The sequence below is a fragment of the Hymenobacter radiodurans genome (genome assembly GCF_004355185.1).
Classification (GTDB): domain Bacteria; phylum Bacteroidota; class Bacteroidia; order Cytophagales; family Hymenobacteraceae; genus Hymenobacter; species Hymenobacter radiodurans.
This window is the reverse complement of the sequence record NZ_CP037922.1, coordinates 1,669,174-1,690,399: the sequence shown is the minus strand read 5'-3', so window position 1 is coordinate 1,690,399 and position 21,226 is coordinate 1,669,174. Positions and strand designations below refer to the sequence as shown.

The window sequence follows — 21,226 nt, the reverse complement described above, 5'->3', positions numbered from 1 at the left end:
CCCTTTTGCTCTCTCTTCACTATGAATAATTCCCTCTTATCTCGCTTAGGTTTGGCTTTGGTATTTCTGCTAATTGCCCTACCAACCCTGCGTGCCCAAAACACCCGCTCCGCCGATATTGAGGCCCGCATTGAAAATGCGCGCATTGCCTACATCACCCGCGAAGTAGCGCTTACCCCGAACAAGGCCAGCGTTTCTGGCCCTTGTATAACGAATACAGCACCAAGCGCCGCGACCTGCGCCGCACCCACGATCAGCTCCGCCGCAGTGCTACGCCCACCATGACGGACGATCAGGCCCGCGACAACCTCAAGCAGATCATTGCAGTGTCGAAAAACGAGCTGAACATGACAGAGGATTATTTCGCCAAATTTCAGAAGGTGATTTCGGCCCGGCAGGTAGCGCAACTGTATAAGGCCGAGCGCGAGTTTGGCCGCGTGATGATGAAGGAAATGAAAACCGAGCGTCAGGCCAGCGGCCCTCGCGGGCGGTCGGGCAGGCCGGCAGCCACCCCAGGCACCTCCAATTAAGCATACGCCAAGCAACTAGTAAAAAAAGAGACTGAGCATTCAGCCTCTTTTTTGTTGAGTATAGGTTATGAACTGGGGGGCAAATTGCAAGCGTCGAGGCTCAAATGCTCATCAGAGCTGACAATACTTTAGCTACCGACCCCGAGGTGCTTACTTTTGCCCCCCAGAATCTTTTGTTCACTCGCATGCTTACCCCTCGTCAACTCTTTCTGCGGCATCAAGCCCAAACATCCGACTCTCCATTACTGCTGGAAATAGAGCGGGCCGAAGGCGTGTACATGTACGGGCCTGATGGTCGGCGCTATCTAGATTTGATTTCGGGTATTGGCGTAAGCAACGTGGGCCATCGTCACCCAAAGGTTATTCAAGCTATTCAATATCAGCTTGATAAATACTTGCATCTGATGGTATACGGCGAATTGGTGCAGGCCCCACCGGCCGAGTTGGCGCACGCCCTGACCCAAACTCTGCCTGCTCACCTCGATGCTGTTTACTTTACTAATTCGGGCACCGAAGCGGTCGAAGGTGCACTCAAGCTAGCAAAGCGCCACACCGGCCGCACGGAGCTTATTTCCTGCCATCGTGCCTACCATGGCTCCACTCACGGCGCATTGTCCGTCACCGGCTCCGAAGGATTTAAGCGCAGCTACCGCCCCCTACTGCCCGATGTTCGCCACATAGAGTTCAACGATTTCTCTGACCTGCAGCATATTACGGAGCGTACGGCAGCCGTTATTATCGAGACAGTGCAGGGTGAGGCGGGCGTACGAGTGCCAGAGAACAATTATCTACAAGCCCTCCGGAAGCGCTGCCTCTATACCGGCACACTTCTTATTCTAGACGAGATTCAGTGCGGTTTTGGACGCACCGGCTCATTTTGGGCGTTCGAGCAGTTCGGGATATGGCCCGATATTCTGCTTTGCGCCAAAGGGATGGGCGGCGGCATGCCTATCGGGGCATTCATTGCCCCCCAGTCTATTATGGCAGGCCTTCGCAGCAATCCAGTGCTGGGGCATTGCACTACTTTTGGGGGGCACCCAGTGTCCTGCGCGGCTTCTTTGGCTACGTTGCGCGTTATTTTGGAAGAAAAACTGTTAGCAGGTGTAGCTGAAAAAGCGGCTCGGTTCCGCCGTCTGCTTGTGCACCCAGCTATCAGGGATGTACGTGGGCAGGGCTTGCTCATGGCCGTCGAGTTCGACTCTTACGATGTTCTCAAGCCCATCATCGACCGTGCCCTGGAACATGAGGGAATACTGACTGACTGGTTTTTATTCTGTGACAACTCTCTTCGCCTCGCTCCACCACTCACCATTACTGACGGTGAAATTGATGAAGCCTGCGCGGCTCTTTTGCGAGCCATAAACTACGTAACCGGTCACTAAGAGTCAGCAGAATACCCACATAGAAGAAAGACCTTCTTACAGCAGAACGAGCCGTGTAAAGCCAGTTGTTCTACTGTAAAAAGGTCCTTTTTTGTATGGATGATGGACGCTTGTAAGGTCTTATCCTACGTACTGCTTTACGACGCGCACCAAGGCATCAAAGTCAAGAGGCTTAGGCAGATAGTCGGTAATGCCAGCTTCGCGAAACTGCTCCATAGAGTAGTTGTTTGCATTACCAGTGATGGCAATAATAGGCACCTGAGCAACTTGCGGGTTCGAGCTGCGGCGAATTTCGCGGGTGCATTCCATACCATCTTTCACCGGAATGTTGATGTCCATCAATACGCAGTCGATGGGCTGGCTTTCCATCTGCTTGATGACCTCATTCCCATTTTTGGCCGAAAGGATGTGGTATTTCTGCAGTTCCAGAATTTTTTTTGTCAGGTTCAGAATAACGGAGCTATCCTCCGCAATCAGAATCGTTTTGGACTCGGCCATGATGGAATAGATTTAGGTTCAGATGAGGTGGAGAGAAAAGTACAGAAAGTATGAAATATAGATTGACTTATACTGCTTGGGTGACTTCAGGGTAAGTGGCAACGAACTCCCTAAAGTAACGCAACAAGGAGGAAAAACGCTTCTCAATGCCAGTAAACTTACCTTCTTTAATGGTATGTTCCAGACTCTTAGCACATTCGGCCAACTGATTAATGCCTAGTGTAAAGCCTGTGCCTTTGAGTTGATGTAAATGAGGCAGGATCAAAGTGTATTCTTTTGCCTTGACCAATGCCGTGGCCTCTTCCAATAATTGGCTCACCTCGCGCTCAAAGTCGTTGTATAGTTGTGCAGCAAATTCACTTCCTCCCAGCTGCCGAAGTTGCTCCAGCACAGCAGTATCAATGCTGTTAGCGGTTTCTTCGGGCAGAGGTTCCGCAACTGGTTCAGGTGCAGGCACTGGCACTGGTTCGGGTTCTTGCACAGGAGTGTCCGTTCCCATAAGGCGCGGAGTGGTGGCAGGCTCCATTGTGATGGTAGTCCAGCGCCGCAACACCGCATAGAGGTCCTGGGTCTTGACGGGCTTCGACACGTAATCATCCATGCCTTCCTGCACAAAGCGCTCAGCATCTTCCTTCATGGAATATGCTGTCATGGCTACTACGGGGGGCGTTTTTTTGCCTAGGCGCCGCCGAATTTCGTTCATAGCCGTCACGCCATCCATCTCCGGCATCTGAATGTCCATGAAGATGATATCGTAGGTTGCCTTCGGATTGGTGGCTTTGCTGATGGCTTCGAATCCGTCGCTTGCCACGTCAATCTTGCAGCCCAACCGGTCGAGCAGGCGCACGGCTACCTTCTGGTTGATGGGATTATCATCAACTAGTAGCACTTGGGGGCATTTTCGAAGTGCGAAACTTCCTGCGTCCGCTCGCGAGCCGTAATGCGCTCCTGCAGAATCTCGTCCTCGTTGCGCGCCACGCTGCACTGAATCGTAAACCAGAAAGTACTACCGACGCCTTCATTGGAAATAACGCCAATTTCGCCCCCAGCAGCTCAGCAAGTTGCTTGCTGATGGCTAGGCCCAAGCCCGTACCGCCAAATGACTTAGTCGGCGTGGTATCAAGCTGCGTGAAATTGGTAAAGAGCAGCTTCTCATTCTCCGCTGAAATACCGATGCCCGAGTCCTGCACCGCAAAGCGCAAGGTGTGATTATCCCCATCAGTCGAAACTGATGACACTTGAATATTCACCAAGCCTTGGGAGGTAAACTTAATGGCATTGGAAGTCAGGTTGGAAAGCACTTGCAGCAGACGCGTTTCATCGGTGTGGATGAAGCGCGGCGTGTGGGGCGTTATATGGTAGCTAAATTGCAAGTCTTTTTGAGCCGCTCGATTGGAGAACAGCGAATGCAGCTTATCGAGCGTGTAATGCAGATCAATACCTGACTCGCTCAGCTGAAGCTTACCAGCCTGAATCTTCGACAAGTCTAGGATGTCGTTTAGAATAGCCAATAGTGCATCCGACGATTTGCGGAGTGTATCTACATAGTCTTCCTGCTCCTCACTTGACACCGTCTGGTGCAGCAAATCAATCATACCGATGATGCCGTTCATAGGCGTCCGCAGCTCATGGCTCATATTGGCCAGGAACTGAGTTTTAGCCTCCAGCGCACTTTCAGCTTCCTCCTTGGCGTGACTGAGTTTGTCCTGGGTTTGCTTCAGCTCCGTAATGTCACGGGCAATGCCTTCAGTCCCACTCAGTGCTCCTGATACAGCGCGAGCATTAATGAGCAGCGGCACGCCATGGCCATCTTTATGGCGTAGGGTAGCAGGAAAGTTGCGCAGGGACCCATTCGTAGCCACTTCCGTTAGAAGTCGGTCACGGTCAACGGGGTTGACGTAATAGTCCACGATGCGCTTACCCAGCACTTCCTCCGGCTTATATCCCAATACCTCGTATACCGAAGGACTCACAATCGTGATAATCCCTTGGTCGTCAGTACGATAATAAATGTCTTGGAAAGACTCGAAGATGGCCCGGAATTTCTCTTCCTGAGCCGCCAGCTCCAGCTGCGAGCTCTTCGTCGCCGTGATATCGTGGGCCATGCCCGAAATCTCCTCGAAGGAGCCGTCGTCGAGGTAAATGGGATTGAGGTAGATTTCCCGCCACGTATCCTGACCCCGAGCGTCGCGCAGGCGCACTTCAAATCGTTGCGCCAAGCCTTGGAATGCTTTCTTGTAGTTTTCCTGAAAAATATCGTGCGCCTCCTCATCCATCATGGCCATATCAGCCTGCCAGAGGTTCACATTCAGAGCGGGATATACGCCGTTGCGCCGCAGGAAATAAGCGGCGTAGTTACGGTTGAATGACGTGAGGCGCGAATGCATATCCACGGACCACATCAGGTGGGAGCCGCTTTCGAAAATGGCGTTCAGACGCGCGTTCTGCTTATTGATCATCTCCTCATTGCGCTTGCGCTCAATGGCCAGGGCTACCTGGTTGGAAATGAAGTGCAGAATCTCAATATCGGTGGTGGCGTAAGCGTCGGCTTTGTGATAATCCTGCACGGCAATTACGCCGATGATGCGCTCCCCAATACTCAGTGGGGAGCACAGCATTACCTCCGGCATCAGGCCAAAGGCAGTGATGGTACCGTCTGCAATCAGCTCGTGTAGCTCATGCTTCAGCAAAAACTGCGGCCGTCCCGTTTGAATAATGTATTCCGAGACGCCCGTGGAGAAGGGTCGCGCGCCCATCCCTCTGCTTCCCTGCGAGTTCTGATCAACGAAATACGCAAACTGCAGCGTGGTGCGGGCATCGTCGCAGAGGGCAATATAAAAGTTATTGGTTTCGATAATCTTGCTTAGCTCCCGATGAATCGCCCCATAGAGCGAGTTCAAATCTTTAGAGCTAATCGCCAGGTTAGCAATACTATAATATACTTTCTGGAGTCGCTCTGCTTTGATACGATCCGTAATATCATGCAGAATAGCGCGGGTCGAAACCGGCTCATTATCCTGCCAGGAGCAGGAGATGCTCCCAATCAGGTGAACTGGCTTACCTGTTTTGGTCAGAAAAACGGTTTCGAGCTTATTCACCTTCTCACCCTTATACAGATTACGCAGCTGATAGAGCAGCTTCGCTTTGTAGTAGGGATGCACTACCTCATTGAGAGTCAGCTGTGTAAGATCATCGTCGGTGTAGCCTAGCTTTTCTTTCCAGGCCTTATTCACGAACAGGAAGCGGTTGTCAATGCTCAGGTTCTGAATCAGATCGTGTGCATTGTCGAGGAAATCCTGGAGACGATTGCGGTTGTCGGTAAGGGCGCGGGCAGCAACTTGGCGGTCGGTATGGTCCCGACCCACGAAAAATGCTCCTGTAACGTTTTGATCAAAGTCGCGGGCAAACTCAACATGCCAGTGCACCAGTCGCGTCTGGCCCAGTTTGGTTACCAGCGGAAATTCGCAGGCATCTGCAACGCTCTCCTCTTTAATATTTTGCAGGAATGACTGTCGACTCAACTCCTGATCGGAGGCAGGCGGGAACAGATCGAAATAGTTTTTTCCTAGCAGTTCGGCCCGCGAGTATTCGGTGAAGTTGAGAAAGAAGTCGTTTACATCCTGTATTACGCCTTCACGATTCACCAGCACATACGACAGGTCAGTTCGGCTGAGTACATCACGCAACTGCTGCTGGGTCCGATCTGCCTGCTGACGCTGCTCGCCCGCCTCGTGGCGGCGGCGCCCTTTGGTTACATCGCGTAGGGTGAGCTGTACGCGCAGGCCTACGGGCATCTGCACGCGATGAAGCGTTACCCAACCATCCACCATGACATGATCGGTGCGCCGTCCATGCCACCACTTTGAGAACCTTTCACCGGTACGGGCAGTAAGCAACACGGCTTCGCGAAGCATCAACTCCGAAAGCCAATGATCCTGACGCTCGTCGGCGGGAGGCATGGCAAAAGCCATCAGGCCCGAAGCTAACAACATAGGCCGCGTTGTGCCCAGCATGCGTAGAGCTGTCTGGTTGCAGTCTACCAATCGGCCCTGCTCATCGTAAAGTAATAATCCATCATACGCGTCGTCGAATAGGGTGCGGTAGAAGTCCGGCTGAGCCGGAAGGGCTCCGAGCGCGGAAGGGGGAAGCGATGATGAGGCGCGAATAGGCATTGCAAGAGGTAGCACCGGCGGGTCAACTCAAATTAAACCACCGGCCAGTACGCGGTTTAACTTTCTAAATTTGTCAAAAATATATCAAAAACCGCGCTTTACCATCTGATTTCGCTTGTTGGTAAATAGCGTATTGTGCCCGCCTTCGTATGCGTCCTTTGCTCTTTGCGGTCACCACCGATTTGAACTATGATCAGCGCATGCAGCGAATTTGCGGTAGCTTGGCTGTTCATGGCTACGCAGTGCTGTTAATTGGGCGCGAATGGCCCGATTCCCAGCCGCTTAGCCCTAAGCCATACAAGCAGCATCGATTACGGTGTGTATTTAAAAAAGGCAAGTTATTCTATTTAGAATATAACTTAAAATTGTTTTTGTATTTAATTCAGCAACAAGCGGCCGTGTGGTGTGCCATCGACTTAGACACAGCCCTCCCTATGTGGCTGCGCGCTAGGTTGAGTGGCCAGCCATTTGTGTATGATGCGCATGAATTGTTCACGGAAGTACCTGAGGTTGTGGGCCGTCCGGTTACAAAACGCATTTGGCAACTGGTAGAAAAATTTATTGTACCCCGGGCTGCCTTAGCATACACAGTAGGGCCGGCGCTGGCGCAATGGTTTGTGCAACAATACGGCCAACCGTTCGCGGTAGTACGCAACGTGAGTTGCCTGGAAACGGCAGAATTGCCCCCCACGCCTACCGCAGCACCCACCGAGGGGTATATTCTCTATCAGGGCGTGCTGAATGAGGGTCGCGGCTTGGAAGCACTGCTTGATGCCATGCCCCAAGTGACGGCGCGCTTGATCATCTGCGGCGAAGGCGACTTGTCCGTTTCGCTGCGGGAGAGGGCCCGGAAATTAGGGCTGCTGGCCAGCGGACAGGTTGAATTTCGGGGGTTTGTATTGCCGACTGAGCTACGCCAAATCACGCGGCAGGCGTCGCTGGGTATTATGCTGCTCGAAAATCGTGGGATGAGCTACTATTATTCACTGGCCAACAAGTTTTTCGATTATCTGCACGCCGGCGTACCACAGCTCATTGTGGACTTTCCCGAATACCGACGCCTCAATGACCTGTATGATGTAGCAGAGGTGGTGGAGCTAACGCCCGACGCCATAGCCACGGCCATCAATCGGCTGCTTCGCGATGAGCCGGCGCGCTATCATCAACTAGCTTCCAACTGCCGTCGGGCCCGCCTTGAACTGAATTGGCAGCATGAGGAACAAACCCTGCTGGCGCTCTACGCTACCTTACTACAACCGGCACCTATCCCGGCCTGACCATGCCTGATTCTTCGTTAAAAAAAGCCCCCCAGCGCCCGCTACTGCTGGTAGTAGCCGGGCCTACGGCCGTTGGCAAAACGGCGTTATGCGTTCGATTGGCCCAACGCCTAGAAACCGTTGTAGTATCTGCCGACTCGCGGCAGTTTTTTCGGGAGCTAAGTATTGGCACGGCCAAACCTACCTCCGCTGAAATGCAGGACGTGCCGCACTATTTTATTGATTCGCATTCTATTACGGAAGAATATAATGCGGGCCGCTTTGAGGTAGATTGTTTGGCACTACTAGAACAACTATTTCAGGATCACGCCATTGTAATCCTGACGGGCGGCTCAGGCTTATACCTGCAGGCAGTGACGGAAGGCTTTGACGTGATGCCACCCATTGAGCCAGAGGTGCGGACAGGCTTGCAGCAGGAACTCGCTGCGCACGGCCTAGAGCCGCTGGTAGCCGAGTTGCTGGCTACTGACCCCATTACCTATGCCCGCCTCGATCGCCAAAATCCGCAACGGGTACTACGCGCCCTCGAAGTAACACGCGGCACGGGTCAGCCATTTTCAAGCTTTCATGCGCAAAAAAATGCCCCCAGCGCCCGTTTGACTCACTAAAAATCGCCCTTACCCGAGAGCGGGAAGAATTATACGCCCGCATCGATCAGCGTGTAGACGAGATGCTGGCATCGGGCCTGCTCGCGGAAGTTGAGTCAGTGACTGCGCATAGGCACCACAATGCGCTGCAAACGGTGGGGTATCAGGAAATATTCGATTTTCTGGATGACAAGCAAGATTGGCCTGAAACCGTGCGCCTGCTTAAGCGCAACACCCGCCGCTACGCCAAGCGCCAGCTTACCTGGCTACGCCGCGACCCGGCGTATCATTGGCTGCACCCCGATGCAGCCGAAGAAGAAATTATGGCTTTACTGGCTGCTCATCCCCATGAGCGAGCTTAATAAGTAGGCCGACTTAAAAGCGTCGGCCAACTTTGATTTGCAGGGCGAGGAGAGAATTGCCAAACGTATCGTTCTGAAATGAGGTTTTACCACCTATCAACCAATTTTGTGTCTGGCCAAGCCGAAGGTCAAGGTTGAGGGAAAACATATAACCAGCATGAAAACCCTTTTCGTGTTCGAGGTCTAAGCTAGTTTCATTGGTGGCAAAGTCAATGTGATTTTGCGGATAGCCATACCGGTTTGAGTGACCTACGTAGCCGCCGCCACCCAGAAAAAAACGTGCTTGTTGATCATTTCCGAAAGGATATACATAAAACTCCTGCTCCAGATTTGCTGTCTGATAGCTCTGCGATACGGGTACATTTACGCCAGGACTCCCCGGTTTCTGCGGATTATATACCGTTTGAATTCGCTCTTCACTACTACCACCAGCAACAGCCAAACGTGTACCTGAGCCGAAGTGTCTTGCAAAAGCATTTCGTATTCCAAATGCGCTTTTAGCATCTTATAATCGCCGGTGCCCATCATGGCCGTCCCCACTCCCAGTTGTAATGTACCTAAGCGTCTAGCGTCGGTTGACTGTGCGCTACCTGAAGAAGCAGCTATACTAAGCATAAACACTAAAAAGACACGGAAATAAGAAGTCATGAGTATGGATTGAAGCTGGATGAAGTTGAAAGGAAATAATAAGAATCAGCAATATATACCATAACTGCACTCGTAAAGTATAGAGCACAAAAAACGCCCTTTCGGGCGTTTTTAATTGTTGAAGAAAGGTATTCAGATTCTATACCGACAGAATTTCTACCATTCGCATAAAGCTCTGGTTGATAAGCTTTTTCTTGTAAATAGTATCGTGAAAAGGTGTGTAAACCAGCTTGCGGTCTACGATACCAGCCATCACGTTATGCATTCCATTCATCAGACCTTCCACGGCAGCAATCCCGATCTGGGAGCCTAAGAGGCGGTCAGCGGCAGTTGGAGAGCCGCCGCGCTGCACGTGGCCGATGATGGTCACGCGAGTATCTAGTTCAGGAATGGCTTCTTTTACCTTGGCAGCTACGGTAGTGGCGTTGTTTTCTTCGTCGCCCTCCGCTACAATAACAATGAAGGAGGTTTTCGAGCGCTTCCAACCAGAGCGTAAGGTATCAATGACGGCTTCCGTCGACATCTGCGTTTCCGGAATCATCACGATTTCGGCCCCACCGCCAATAGCACAGGGAATGGCGATGTAACCCGAGTCGCGGCCCATTACCTCAATAAAAAAGCAGCGGTCGTGCGAATCGGCTGTGTCGCGTATTTTATCAATGGCCTCCAGCGCTGTATTCACGGCCGTATCGTAGCCAATGGTATAATCTGTACCGAAAAGGTCGTTATCAATCGTGCCGGGCGCGCCTACTGTCGGGATGCCGAATTCCTGCTCAAAAAGCATGGCCCCGGTAAACGTACCGTTGCCGCCGATGGCTACCAAGCCGTCAATTTTATGATTGCTAAGTTGGTCGAAGGCCTGCTGACGCCCTTCTTTCGTCATAAAGGTCTGGCTGCGGGCTGATTTGAGCAGAGTACCGCCTTTCTGCACGGTGTTCGAAACCGAGGCGGAGTCAAGCTTCACGATTTCTCCTTTAATCATGCCCTTAAAGCCGCGCATAATACCATACACTTCAATACCGTGGTACACGGCCGTGCGCACTACGGCACGGATACAGGCATTCATGCCGGGCGAATCGCCGCCACTGGTAAAAACTGCAATACGTTTCATCATTAATCAGAATTGAAAGCTGCCTAAAGCGGCGGGGCAAAGGTGGCAAATCCAAGCTAATATTGCAGCAGACAATTGCCGAGTTCTAAAAAGCCCCCAAGGCTGGCTGTTTTTTGGCCATCTGCGTAAAGGGCGCTATTGGAACCTTCGGGTCAACCTCCTACCTTACCATTTGGTCGGAGCCTGCGTTACGACTGTTAGTGCCGTTCCCATCCTACCCACCCTGTACTTAAGCAACGCTCTGTATGTTCGGTTTTTTTGAAAATGAGCAAGCCAAGAAGATTAAAAGCCATATCGTGAACTTGGCCGCGCTGGCGAAGGCCGATGGTCATATTGACGAGCGAGAAATGAATTTTATCGTGGCCATTGGCAAAAAAAACGGCATGCGCCCGGCTGATGTGCGCAGTGTGGTGGCCAATTCAGGCAGCGTAAACATGCTCCTGCCCGATAATGACTCGGAGCGCTTCGATCAGATCTTCGACTTGGTAGATATGATGCTGGCCGATGGCGTGGTCGATGACCACGAGATGGAGTTCTGCGTTGATATGGCCTGTAAGCTGGGCTTCCGCAAAGCAATTGTGGGCGTTCTGGTGCGCAAAATTTCGCTGGGTGTGAAAGATGGACTGCCGCGCGAGCAGATTAAGGAAGAAACCCAGGCATTTCTGAATTACAACGAGCAAAACAGCGGTGGCGGCTGTGAGTAGCAGGTAGGCCGTATCTTGGCCGTTGTATTGGAGCTCGTCGGCACTTCCGGCAGCTGATTTTTCTCTGGCATGCAAATTACCATTCTCGGTTCGGGCACCTCGCAGGGCGTACCCGTCATTGGGTGTCACTGCGCCGTTTGTCGCTCCCTGGATTATCGTGATAAGCGCCTGCGCGTGTCGGTGCATGTGGCAGTGGGGGGCAAAAGCATCGTCATTGACTCGGGTCCCGACTTTCGCCAGCAAGTTTTGCGGGAGCGCATTGACCACCTGGATGCGTTGGTTTTCACCCATGAGCACAAAGACCACACGGCCGGAATGGACGACATCCGCTCCTACAACTTTAAGCAACAGCGCGATATGCCCGTGTATGCTGAGCAGCGAGTGCTTGACCAGCTGAAACGGGAGTTTGCCTACATTTTTGCTGATTACAAGTACCCCGGTGTACCCCGCGTGCAAACGATTCCCATCTTGGACGACCAAAATAGCTTTTCGGTAGAAGGTATTGAGGTGCATCCCATCCGGGCTTTACACTACAAGCTCCCCGTGTTAGGCTACCGAATCGGTGATTTCACGTACTTGACCGATGCCAATTATATCTCGCCGGCCTCGATGGAACGGATTCGAGGTTCGCGAGTAATTGTACTGAATGCCCTGCGGCGGGAGCCACACATTTCGCATTTCTCACTACCCGAAGCGGTTGACATTCTCACGGATTTAGCCCCCCAGCGCGGTTATCTCACGCATATTAGCCACCTGTTAGGTCGCCACCGCGACGTAGAAGCCGAATTGCCGGAGTTTATCCGGCTGGCTTACGATGGCCTCAAGATAGAGATGTAGCCTCAGGCAGTTTCAGTTCTGCCCTTTGTATATCGCCGGCACCACCGCATAGAACGGGGTGCTTTACTACTTACACCTCCTTTTTCGGGAGTATCATCGTCATCTGTGCACAACAATTACTATTTCCTGCGCCAACTCGCTCCTGCTCTTACTGCGCAGCTTTCGGGCTACCAGGTGGCGGCCTGCTTTTCTCAGGAAAAAGATGAGTTAGTTATTGGCCTGACGAATGGTAGCACCGAGTTTTGGCTTAAAGCTCAGCTAACCGCTTCTTTCCCGGTTTTAGCGCTCCCAACCAGCTTTCATCGTACCCGTACCAATTCTGTTGATCTGCTACCGGATTTACTGGGCCGCACCGTGGCGGGGGCCGACGTTTTCCCCCACGACCGGGTGCTTACGTTGCGCTTTACTGATGGCGCTTCCCTACTTTTCAAGCTCTACGGCCCGCGGCCAAATGCCATCTTCCGCCCGGCTCCCGATGCGCCCGCCCAGCTGTTTCACCAGCGTTACACCACCGACGCCGACTTAGCGCCCCTATCACCTACTGCTGACTCGGCCCGCCCATCAACTGACCCGCTGAAAAGCTATCCGGCGCTTGGCGATTTGCCCCCCCGCTACTTACGGGCGCATGGTTACGATTCGGCATCAGAACCCGATAAGGAGCTGAGAGTCCAGGAGATTGTGGCGCTTCTGGAAAACCCGCAGCAGTTCTATATTATTCACCTGGAGGGCCGCACCCGCCTGAGCTTGCTACCCTTAGGTGAGATTGAGCAGACCCTACCGCCCGACCCAGTTACCGCGTTGCGCACGTTTGTCCCCATGTTTTTGGGTCGGCGGGCATACGAAACGGAGTCGCGACAGGTAAGGCAGCAATTGGAGCGCCGGGCTGAAGAGGCAACCAGCAGCGCCAGCCAAGCCAGGGCCCGCCTGCATGCGCTGGAGCACGGTGCCAGCTACCGCCAGACCGCCGATCTTATTATGGCTCATCTCACTCAAATTCCGGCCGGCGCCGCACAGGTAGAAGTCGTGGATTTTTATCAGGATAATCAGCCCCGAATCATTAAGCTCAAGTCTACCGAAACGCCCCAGCGTACGGCCCAGAATCTCTACCGCAAAGCCAAAAACCAGCAAATTGAAACGCGGCAGTTACAAGAGCGGGTAGAACGCCGGGAGTTCGACGCGTTCTGGTGCTTAGAGCGGCTGGAGGAACTAGGGGGCATTTTGGACTTGCGCACGCTACGCGCGTGGCGCAAGACGCACGACTTACAACCCGAAACCAAAGCAAAGGCTGCTACTGAGCTGCCGTTTAAGGTATTTGAGGATGAAGGCTTTACTATTCTGGTAGGACGCAATGCAGCCAACAACGATCTGCTCACTCAGCGCTATGCCCACAAAGAAGACCTTTGGCTGCACGCCAAGGACGTAACTGGCTCTCATGTGGTTATTCGCCACCGGGCGGGCCATGTGGTGCCAGCCACGGTAGTGGAGCGCGCGGCTCAACTGGCAGCTTGGTACTCGCGCCGTCAGCACGACTCGCTTTGTCCGGTTACCGTCACGCCCAAAAAGTTTGTGCGCAAGCCCAAAGGCGCTTTGCCCGGCCAGGTACTGGTAGAGCGGGAAAAAGTAGTGTTGGTGGTGCCCGCTAACCCTTTTGAACGCGTGGGGGCAAATAGTTGCGGGTTCGGTAACTCGCTGCCCCACAGCTACTAGCTTCTGACTTGGGCAACAAAAAAGCCCGACCACTTACGGTCGGGCTTTTTTGTTTGTGCGCGCGGGGAGATTCGAACTCCCACACCCGGAGGGCACCACCCCCTCAAGATGGCGTGTCTACCAGTTTCACCACGTGCGCAGTAGGCTGAGAAAACGCTTTACTCCGAAAACCTAGGTTTCCTGCTTCGCTGAGGCGGCGAAGTGGGCACAAAAGTAGGTACTCGTAACGCCCTACGCAAATGCCCAACGGTATTTTTTCACTATTGAAGGCGCACTAGAATTGTTGGGGGCTTTTTTTCGAAGCAACAAGCATTCATTATCATCAACTTACGTTCATTGAGCGCGGACTACGAACGAGCCAGCGGCGTATCAACTACGTGTTCGGATACAAACCAAGTTTGCAGTTCATTGGTCCGAATCAGCTGACTAACAATCAAATCGTTAGTACCGTCATCACCCGATTCGTCCGCCTTCTTGGCATACTCGTGGCACTCTTTCAGAATAATTTCGTGGGCTTCGAGCAAGCGTGATACCTGCACCGGTGCTTCTTCCCGGTCGCGGGGCGGCCGCGGAATATGGGTCGTTTCAGCAATATCAGCGGCCATGGCTAGACTTACGCCCCCCAGAAGCTGAATACGCTCGGCAATGGCGTCTACCAATACGCTTTGCTCCTCATAATGCTTATCGTAAAGCAAGTGCAACTGATAGAAAGTAGGCCCTACTACCTGCCAGTGGTGTTTTTTATACAGGTCACGAATGGTAATCGTATCTACTAGCAGTTGGTTAAGCATATCAACGCTTTGCTGACGCACTTTCTCGTCCAGCCCTACCGGCATACGAGGCGATACAACGCCAAACTTTTGGATGGCAGCCGCACGCTGATTTACAATTGGCTGCTCCACATTACCAGGTTGAATCTTGCCCTGATTAACAGCTGTGCCGTTCGATTTTTTTGGTGCTGCCGCTGCGGTTTTTTTTGTAGCGGCTGGCTTCTTATCAGTGGTTTTGGTTGCCATAGAGAGGTGAGATTTGAAAACAAAAAGGAAACAGATACAAGTGCTTGAACACTAATTCAGCAGTCCATTTCCATCCTGATGTCAATACGCAGGCTTGCCCCGCAGGTTAGCGCGATCTTGTTAATTTACTGTCGACTTTACGTAAAACAAGCGCGCGAATACCTCTCCCTCCCCATGCCTCACTCAACCAGCTCGTAGCAGTGCACTCTGGCAACCATAGCCGATGCCTATGCAGAAGGCAACCAATAGCAGCAAAATGCTAAAAAAGCCCCCCTAACTCAGAATTTTGCTGAGCGCCAAAACAAGTCGTTTACGATATAAGCAGCCACTGGTTGTTAAAATCACGGTTTTTTCGATAAAATACGTCTAATGAAAATATATGTGGATTTATCAATCCATTTCCCATATTTTCCACGTAACAAAAACTATATAAAAGTTTAGCTTTGTAGACCCTCATCGCGTTTCAGATAGCTTAAACGGTAGTATACTTTCCATTTTCAAACCCCTTAGTCGAATGCAATTACCCATACTCTCCCCTTCCTTCGGTAAAGCTGCTCGTCGTGCTCCTTGGTTAGTAGGGGCTACGCTCGGTTTATGCCTTAGCGCTATGGCGCCAGCAACGGCCCAAACGCTCCCTCCCCTGACCGGGCAGCTTATGTATGCCACGCAGGTAGTGGGCACCACTACCAACTTATTATCCTTCGACGAAGCAGCCCCTACTGTTCTACGCTCTACAGTTGCCATTACCGGCATGACTGCTGGCCAAGTATTAGTGGGCATGGACGCTCGTCCGAGCACAGGCCAATTGTTCGGGTTGGGCTATAATGCTACCCTCACAGCCGATAACGCTCGTTTGTATGTCATCAATCCGACCACGGGCGTTGCGACGCCCGTTGGTACTGCCGCTATGACGCTGGCACTCGGTGCTGCCACTGACCGCATCGGGTTCGACTTCAATCCAGTGGTGGACCGGATTCGGGTAGTAAGCACGAACAGAGCGAACTATCGCCTCAACCCTATCAATGGCACCGTTGTAGACGGTGACCCTGTTGCGGCTGGTACCCAGCCTGATGGCAGCCTGAACCCTGGTACCCCATCTATTGGCGCGGCGGCTTACACCAACAACTTTATTGGTACGGGCAGCACCACGCTGTATGTATTTGATGATGCGCTCGGGCAGCTATTCATTCAGACCTCTCCGAATACGGGCTTAATTACTGCTGCCGGGCCGGCTACGGGCCTTACATTCAACCCTGCGATTGGGGTAAGCATGGACATTAACTCTATCAGAACCGGCGAAAACTATGTTCTGATGTCTGGTGCTCCTGGTACCGGCACGAGCACGCAGCTGTATGAGTTAAACGTTGGCTCGGGAGCAGCTACATCAAAAGGCGTTATTGGCACGGGTTTACCAATCAATAACCTGACGTTCGCAACGTTCGCCGTCGATCCAGTGTCGCCACCCATTGCCCTCGCGGGCCAATTGATGTTCGCGCTGACCGGGAGCAACTTGATTTCTTTTGACTCAAATGCCCCCCGAATTATCCGTACTTCAACGTCTATTACCAACTTAGCTGCTGGGCAAACTCTGGTAGGACTTGATTTCCGGCCTGCTACCGGCGAGCTATTCGCATTAGGCTATAATGCCACGGCTGCTGCGCCTACCGCAAACGCCCAGCTTTATACTGTAAATCCAGGTACGGCCGCTCTAACGGCTGTTGGTGCTGCCCAACGCTTAGAGCTTGGTGATGCTGCGGCTCGCGTCGGATTCGACTTCAACCCTACCGTTGACCGCATCCGGGTAGTAAGCTCCAACAATGCCAACTACCGCCTTAACCCTGTTGATGGAACTATAACTGCCACCGATACCAACCTGAATCCGGCTGGTGGCGCTATATCATCGGCGGCTTATACCAATAGTGGCCCAGGTACTGCACCTGCCGCTACTATTCTTTACAACTACAATGCGGCCAACAATCAGCTTGTGCGCCAGGACGCGCCAAATTCTGGTACGTTCGCATCGGTAGGCAGTTCTGGCATGACAGTAAACCCAGCTGCCGGCGTTGATTTTGACATTTATTTCGATCCGGCTGCTGCAGCTGCCTCCCAGAACAAAGCCTTCTTGGTGGCTAGCCCTGGCACAACCACCAACGCAAGTCTTTATACCGTCAACCTGACGAGCGGTGCTGCAACACTGGTAGAAGTCATTGGCGCTGGCATGCCTATCACGGGCGTATCCGCTCTGATTTCGGGCACGGTACTATCCAGCAATAAGGCTTCAGAAAAAGTGAGCGCACAGGTAGATGTGTATCCAAACCCAGCTACTGGTGAGGTTTCCATCAATATGCCAGCCGCTCTAATTAAGCAGTCGGTAGAGGCTACATTGGTTAATGCCTTAGGTCAGCCCGTAATACGTCGTACTCTCTCCGCCCGCGACGGCGCTACCCAGCGTCTCTCGCTCACCAACGTGGCGAAAGGCATCTACATGCTTCAGCTTTCTACGCCCGAAGGTGTCGTAACGAAGCGTCTGATGGTGCGCTAGTAAACGTCGTTATCATTTTCGCTAAAAAACCGCTGACAACACTGTCAGCGGTTTTTTTGTACTTACGGCAGTCGTCTGGGGGGCTTTTTCTATACTTGTCAGCCTTACCGCACCGATTCGTAGCCTCCCAGCAAACCCCGCTTGGAAAGCACCATTTGCCAGAGCTGGTTGTGGCGCGCCCGGAAAGACGCGGCGCTGGACAGCAAATAATACTTCCACATCCGATAGAACCGGTCACCGTATTCAGGGCGTAGCTGCTCCCAGTTGCGGTCAAAATTCTGAAACCAAGCCATCAGCGTGTTATCATAATACACGCTGAAGTTATGGCAGTCTTCGAGTACGAAAAGGTGCTCCATTGCCCCTCCTAGCTGTTTAATGGAAGGTAACAGGCAGTTGGGAAAAATATACTTATTCGTAAACGGATCGGCGGAAGTGCGAGAATAGGCCATACCAATGGTGTGCAGCAGAAACAGGCCATCGTCCTTGAGGCAGTTGGCTGCCGTGCGCATGTAGGTTCGGTAGTTGCGGTGGCCTACGTGTTCGGCCATGCCTACCGATACCACATGGTCGAACTTCTCGCGCACGTCCCGGTAGTCTTGGAGTCGTATTTCGATGGGTAGGCCTTTGCACAGCTCCTGCGCTAGCTTTACCTGCTCGCGGGCTACCGTCACGCCCACCACTTCTACCCCGTAGCGTTCGGCGGCAAACTTGGCGAAGCTGCCCCAGCCACAGCCGATGTCGAGCACCCGCTGGCCGGGCTGGAGGTACAGTTTGCGGCAAATCAGGTCCAGCTTGTTTTCCTGCGCCTGATCGAGGTTGTTGGCATTCTTCCAATAGCCGCAGCTATACGTCAGGCGCTTGTCCAGCATCCGCTCGTACAGATTATTGCCGATATCGTAGTGGCGCTGCGCGTTGCGGGCGGCTTTTCCTTTGGCCTGTCTGTTGAATATCTGCGTGAGCAGCACTTCCAAGATACTTTTCCAGCCCAGGCGAGCGGTTTTGTACAGATCAGCGCGCAGTGCCCGAAAGACAAACGCATCTATCTGCTCACAATCCCACCACCCATCCATGTACGACTCGCCCAGCCCCAACGTCCCCTGACTAAGTACCCGCTGGTAAAACCGGTCGTTGTGAATTTGCAGATCCCAAGGCTGAGAACCATTCACCTGTATGCCCGCCGGAGCCAGAATTCGGGCTACGTTTTGCTGTAATTGCTGTGCCTGCATGCGTACATCGTATATATCAGCTGCTCTTACAATAAGGGAATAATTAAATTAAGTATTGCAATAGTAAAATACATTAGCCAGCCTTATTCACTCGAAAAAGAAGCTGAACCAGTGGTCCCTTCGTTTTTGCGAAACCCGCAAGCAGTAACTTCACGCTCTCCTTTCTCTTTCCATCTCTATTCTCACATGGCTTTTCCCTTCTTCGGCGACGACAAATCGACTATTGCCCGCCTGCTGTCCACCTTGCCCCAAACCGGTCGCATCGAGTGGATTGGTATTCGGCCGGTGCGGCGCGAGCCGCTTGTATCACTGCCCGAAGTGGAAGTACTGACGGACGCTCACCTGCGCGGCGACCACGCCCGCCCCAAGCCCGGCGGCAAACGCCAGGTTACACTTATCCAACAGGAGCACTTAGCGGCCGTGGGGGGCTTTTTGGGGCTCGATGGCCCCGTAGAGCCCGGCCGCTTGCGGCGCAACTTGGCCATCAGCGGCCTGAATCTGCTGGCGCTGAAAAACCGTCAGGTGCAGTTGGGCGACGAGGTTATTCTAGAAATAACCGGTGAGTGCCACCCCTGCTCCCGCATGGAAGAAGAGCTGGGCCCCGGCGGCTACAACGCCATGCGCGGCCATGGCGGTCTTACGGCCCGCATCATCCGTGGGGGGCAAATTCGGGTGGGCGATGTGGTCAGCGTACTGGAATCGACCTTGCCAACCGGCGCTACCGGCGCTTAGTTACGGCTGCTTCATCACCCGTAGGCCCGATGGGTGTTGGGCATCGTGGTACAAGCGCAGCGTCGCTTTCACAAAGTCTTTGTCCTCGGCCTTGTCAATGTCCACGAAGGTCTGCGGGTTGCGGTCGACGAGCGGAAACCAGGAGCTTTGCACCTGTACCATCAGGCGATGACCTTTTTTGAAGGTGTGCAGCACACCGGGCAACTCATATTTCACTTCTGCCACCTGACCCGGTTGAAACGGCTCCGGTTTTTCAAAGCTATTACGAAAACGTCCCCTGATTACCTCCGCGCGCACTAGGCGCTGATAGCCAGCCATCTGAAGGTTTTTGGGATTGGGGGAAGGATTGCGGGCCGTGTCGGGGAGCACGTCGATGAGCTTGACTACAAAGTCGGCATCGGTGCCAGTGGTAGTCACGAACAGGTCGGCAGTAAGGGGGCCGGCCAGCGTAAGATCCTCGGTGAGGGGGGCGGTTTGGAAGACCAACACATCGGGGCGGCGGGCCGCAAAGCGCTGATCCTCGATCATGTATTCGTTGTTGCGACGGGCAAAAATACCATCGGTGTAGGGCACTGGCTTGCCAGGGTCACTGACGTATTCGGCGAAGCTTTCCGCGGCAGCAGCGGCCGAGAATGTAAGCCCGCCATTAGGTTGGAAGAACAGCGTTTGGGCTTGGGTAGCGGCCGGTGGCCACTGCTCAAACGTCTTCCACTCGTTGGTGCCGGTGTTAAATATGGTGGCTTCGGCCTGGGTGAAGTTGCCTTTGTCTTTGAGGTAGGAGTTGAAAAACTTCACCTCAATGTCTTCCTGAAAATACTTGGCTGTGTTGCTACCGAAATTCAGCGGCCCAAACTGGCTCCAATCTGCTCGCGACCACGCGCCGTGGGTCCAAGGGCCCATCACTAGGCGGCTGTTATTGCGGGGGTTTTGCTGCTCAATGGCTTTGTAGGTATTGAGCGCGCCAAACAAATCTTCTGCGTCAAAAAAGCCCCCCACAACCAGAACGGCGGGCTTTACATTTTTCAGTGCCGTTCGGATGTTGCGTGCCTGCCAGTACGCATCGTACGTATCGTGCTCCTGATACTCATTCCAGATCTTGGCTTTGTTGTTAAAATACTGCGGCGCATTGGCGTTTTTGATCGGTCCTAAATCGAGGAAAAACTGGTATGCATCTTTCGGTCGGAAAGTGAATAACGGCTTGTATTCCTCTAACGGACCGGTACGCGGCGCGTCGAAATAATTGGTAAATGAGAAGTTATCGAGCAGAAAAAACGCGCCGTTGTGGCGGGCGTCGTCGCCGATAAACTCATCTGTCACCGGGGCCTGGGGCGACACGGCTTTCAGGGCCGGATGAGCGTCGGGGAGAGCGGCCGTGGCGTAGAAACCGGGGTACGAAATGCCCGTAATACCGGCCTTACCGTTGTTGTTGGGCACATTCTCGAGCAGCCACTCAATGGTGTCGTAAGTATCAGAGCTTTCGTCCGTTTGCTTGGTTTTGTTGCCGGGCACGTTGGGCGTCACCTCCTCAAACTGACCCTCACTTTTGTAGCGTCCGCGTACATCCTGATACACGAAAATGTATTTCTCCTGCGACAGTGCCCGGCTTGTGCCAGGGCCGGTAGTGGGGTAGTTTGTTTCGCCGTACGGTGCGGCCGAATACGGCGTGCGCTCCAGCAGAAACGGGTACCGATTTTTCTTCGTCGCGTCGGTGGGCACGTAGATGACCGTGTACAATTTCACTCCATCGCGCATCGGAATAAGGCGGTCGAGCTTGCGGTAGTTCTGACGCACAAAGATGGAATCCTGGGGGGCATTTTGCTGCGCCTGCGCCGTGGGAGCAGTCAGCAGAATAACACTAGCGAAGCAAAAAGCAGCAGTACTGAAACGGAGCATCT

19 protein-coding genes and 1 tRNA gene are annotated in these 21,226 nt (G+C 53.0%); 11 read left to right on the top strand and 9 right to left on the bottom strand.

The window, feature by feature from the left end; genetic code table 11:
* Positions 1 to 21: 21 nt before the first annotated feature.
* The 3 genes from EPD59_RS21555 (at position 22) to EPD59_RS08275 (ending at position 1,912) form a co-directional block, all read left to right on the top strand.
* Entirely contained in the window at positions 22 to 285 is a 264-nt protein-coding gene (locus tag EPD59_RS21555) for a hypothetical protein (protein ID WP_165963521.1), read from the top strand.
* Entirely contained in the window at positions 204 to 530 is a 327-nt protein-coding gene (locus tag EPD59_RS08280; RefSeq protein ID WP_133272373.1) for a hypothetical protein, read from the top strand. Before EPD59_RS21555 ends, EPD59_RS08280 begins: the two co-directional genes overlap by 82 nt.
* A 185-nt stretch (positions 531 to 715) precedes the next feature.
* Complete coding sequence (locus tag EPD59_RS08275) at positions 716 to 1,912, top strand: aspartate aminotransferase family protein (RefSeq protein ID WP_133274632.1); 1,197 nt, start codon at positions 716 to 718, stop codon at positions 1,910 to 1,912.
* A 120-nt stretch (positions 1,913 to 2,032) separates the two neighbouring features.
* Here the strand turns inward: EPD59_RS08275 and EPD59_RS08270 are convergent, their stop codons facing one another.
* From EPD59_RS08270 to EPD59_RS08260, 3 genes are all read right to left on the bottom strand, one after another.
* A complete protein-coding gene (locus EPD59_RS08270; RefSeq protein WP_133272372.1) occupies positions 2,033 to 2,410 on the bottom strand; it encodes a response regulator in 378 nt (125 codons plus the stop codon).
* Between the two features lie 67 nt (positions 2,411 to 2,477).
* Positions 2,478 to 3,299 (bottom strand): response regulator, encoded by an 822-nt coding sequence (locus EPD59_RS08265; protein WP_165963520.1) that lies wholly within the window; start codon positions 3,297 to 3,299, stop codon positions 2,478 to 2,480.
* Complete coding sequence (locus EPD59_RS08260; protein ID WP_133272370.1) at positions 3,286 to 6,582, bottom strand: PAS domain S-box protein; 3,297 nt, start codon at positions 6,580 to 6,582, stop codon at positions 3,286 to 3,288. The genes EPD59_RS08265 and EPD59_RS08260 overlap by 14 nt, the downstream gene beginning before the upstream one ends.
* Positions 6,583 to 6,731: 149 nt before the next feature.
* Between EPD59_RS08260 and EPD59_RS08255 the strand changes: the two genes are divergently transcribed.
* From EPD59_RS08255 to EPD59_RS23590, 3 genes are read left to right on the top strand one after another with little or no spacing between them, the layout of a single operon-like run.
* Positions 6,732 to 7,859, top strand: a complete 1,128-nt coding sequence (locus EPD59_RS08255) for a glycosyltransferase (protein WP_133272369.1) — start codon at positions 6,732 to 6,734, stop codon at positions 7,857 to 7,859.
* 2 nt (positions 7,860 to 7,861) lie between these two features.
* Positions 7,862 to 8,467 (top strand): tRNA (adenosine(37)-N6)-dimethylallyltransferase MiaA, encoded by a 606-nt coding sequence (gene miaA / locus EPD59_RS23595; protein ID WP_317128485.1) that lies wholly within the window; start codon positions 7,862 to 7,864, stop codon positions 8,465 to 8,467.
* Positions 8,413 to 8,808: a tRNA (adenosine(37)-N6)-dimethylallyltransferase gene (locus EPD59_RS23590; RefSeq protein WP_317128527.1), complete on the top strand. Its 396-nt coding sequence runs from the start codon at positions 8,413 to 8,415 to the stop codon at positions 8,806 to 8,808. The genes miaA and EPD59_RS23590 overlap by 55 nt, the downstream gene beginning before the upstream one ends.
* 13 nt (positions 8,809 to 8,821) lie before the next feature.
* Here the strand turns inward: EPD59_RS23590 and EPD59_RS08245 are convergent, their stop codons facing one another.
* Both EPD59_RS08245 and pfkA read right to left on the bottom strand, forming a co-directional pair.
* A complete protein-coding gene (locus EPD59_RS08245) occupies positions 8,822 to 9,250 on the bottom strand; it encodes a hypothetical protein (protein ID WP_133272368.1) in 429 nt (142 codons plus the stop codon).
* Between the two features lie 345 nt (positions 9,251 to 9,595).
* Complete coding sequence (gene pfkA / locus EPD59_RS08240; RefSeq protein WP_133274631.1) at positions 9,596 to 10,567, bottom strand: 6-phosphofructokinase; 972 nt, start codon at positions 10,565 to 10,567, stop codon at positions 9,596 to 9,598.
* A 245-nt stretch (positions 10,568 to 10,812) separates the two neighbouring features.
* Here pfkA and EPD59_RS08235 point away from each other — a divergent pair, with 245 nt between their 5' ends.
* The 3 genes from EPD59_RS08235 to EPD59_RS08225 all read left to right on the top strand — a co-directional run bounded on the left by EPD59_RS08235 (position 10,813) and on the right by EPD59_RS08225 (position 13,815).
* Positions 10,813 to 11,271: a tellurite resistance TerB family protein gene (locus tag EPD59_RS08235; RefSeq protein ID WP_133272367.1), complete on the top strand. Its 459-nt coding sequence runs from the start codon at positions 10,813 to 10,815 to the stop codon at positions 11,269 to 11,271.
* 69 nt (positions 11,272 to 11,340) lie between these two features.
* Entirely contained in the window at positions 11,341 to 12,108 is a 768-nt protein-coding gene (locus tag EPD59_RS08230) for an MBL fold metallo-hydrolase (protein ID WP_133272366.1), read from the top strand.
* A gap of 105 nt (positions 12,109 to 12,213) precedes the next feature.
* Positions 12,214 to 13,815 (top strand): NFACT RNA binding domain-containing protein, encoded by a 1,602-nt coding sequence (locus tag EPD59_RS08225; protein WP_133272365.1) that lies wholly within the window; start codon positions 12,214 to 12,216, stop codon positions 13,813 to 13,815.
* A 56-nt stretch (positions 13,816 to 13,871) separates the two neighbouring features.
* On the opposite strand, the gene EPD59_RS08220 is transcribed toward EPD59_RS08225, so the two are convergent.
* Positions 13,872 to 13,954, bottom strand: a tRNA-Leu gene (locus EPD59_RS08220).
* A gap of 208 nt (positions 13,955 to 14,162) precedes the next feature.
* Entirely contained in the window at positions 14,163 to 14,831 is a 669-nt protein-coding gene (locus tag EPD59_RS08215) for a Dps family protein (RefSeq protein ID WP_133272364.1), read from the bottom strand.
* A gap of 514 nt (positions 14,832 to 15,345) precedes the next feature.
* Here EPD59_RS08215 and EPD59_RS08210 point away from each other — a divergent pair.
* The gene (locus EPD59_RS08210) at positions 15,346 to 17,373 is read left to right on the top strand and encodes a DUF4394 domain-containing protein (protein ID WP_133272363.1); all 2,028 of its coding nucleotides are present in this window, start codon (positions 15,346 to 15,348) and stop codon (positions 17,371 to 17,373) included.
* Positions 17,374 to 17,477: 104 nt separating this feature from the next.
* Here the strand turns inward: EPD59_RS08210 and cfa are convergent, their stop codons facing one another.
* Positions 17,478 to 18,599: a cyclopropane fatty acyl phospholipid synthase gene (gene cfa / locus EPD59_RS08205; RefSeq protein ID WP_133272362.1), complete on the bottom strand. Its 1,122-nt coding sequence runs from the start codon at positions 18,597 to 18,599 to the stop codon at positions 17,478 to 17,480.
* Between the two features lie 186 nt (positions 18,600 to 18,785).
* Between cfa and EPD59_RS08200 the strand changes: the two genes are divergently transcribed.
* A complete protein-coding gene (locus EPD59_RS08200) occupies positions 18,786 to 19,331 on the top strand; it encodes an MOSC domain-containing protein (protein ID WP_133272361.1) in 546 nt (181 codons plus the stop codon).
* Here EPD59_RS08200 and EPD59_RS08195 read toward each other — a convergent pair whose 3' ends face one another.
* On the bottom strand, positions 19,332 to 21,224 hold the full coding sequence (locus EPD59_RS08195) for a CocE/NonD family hydrolase (protein ID WP_133272360.1): 1,893 nt from the start codon (positions 21,222 to 21,224) through the stop codon (positions 19,332 to 19,334).
* Positions 21,225 to 21,226: the final 2 nt, after the last annotated feature.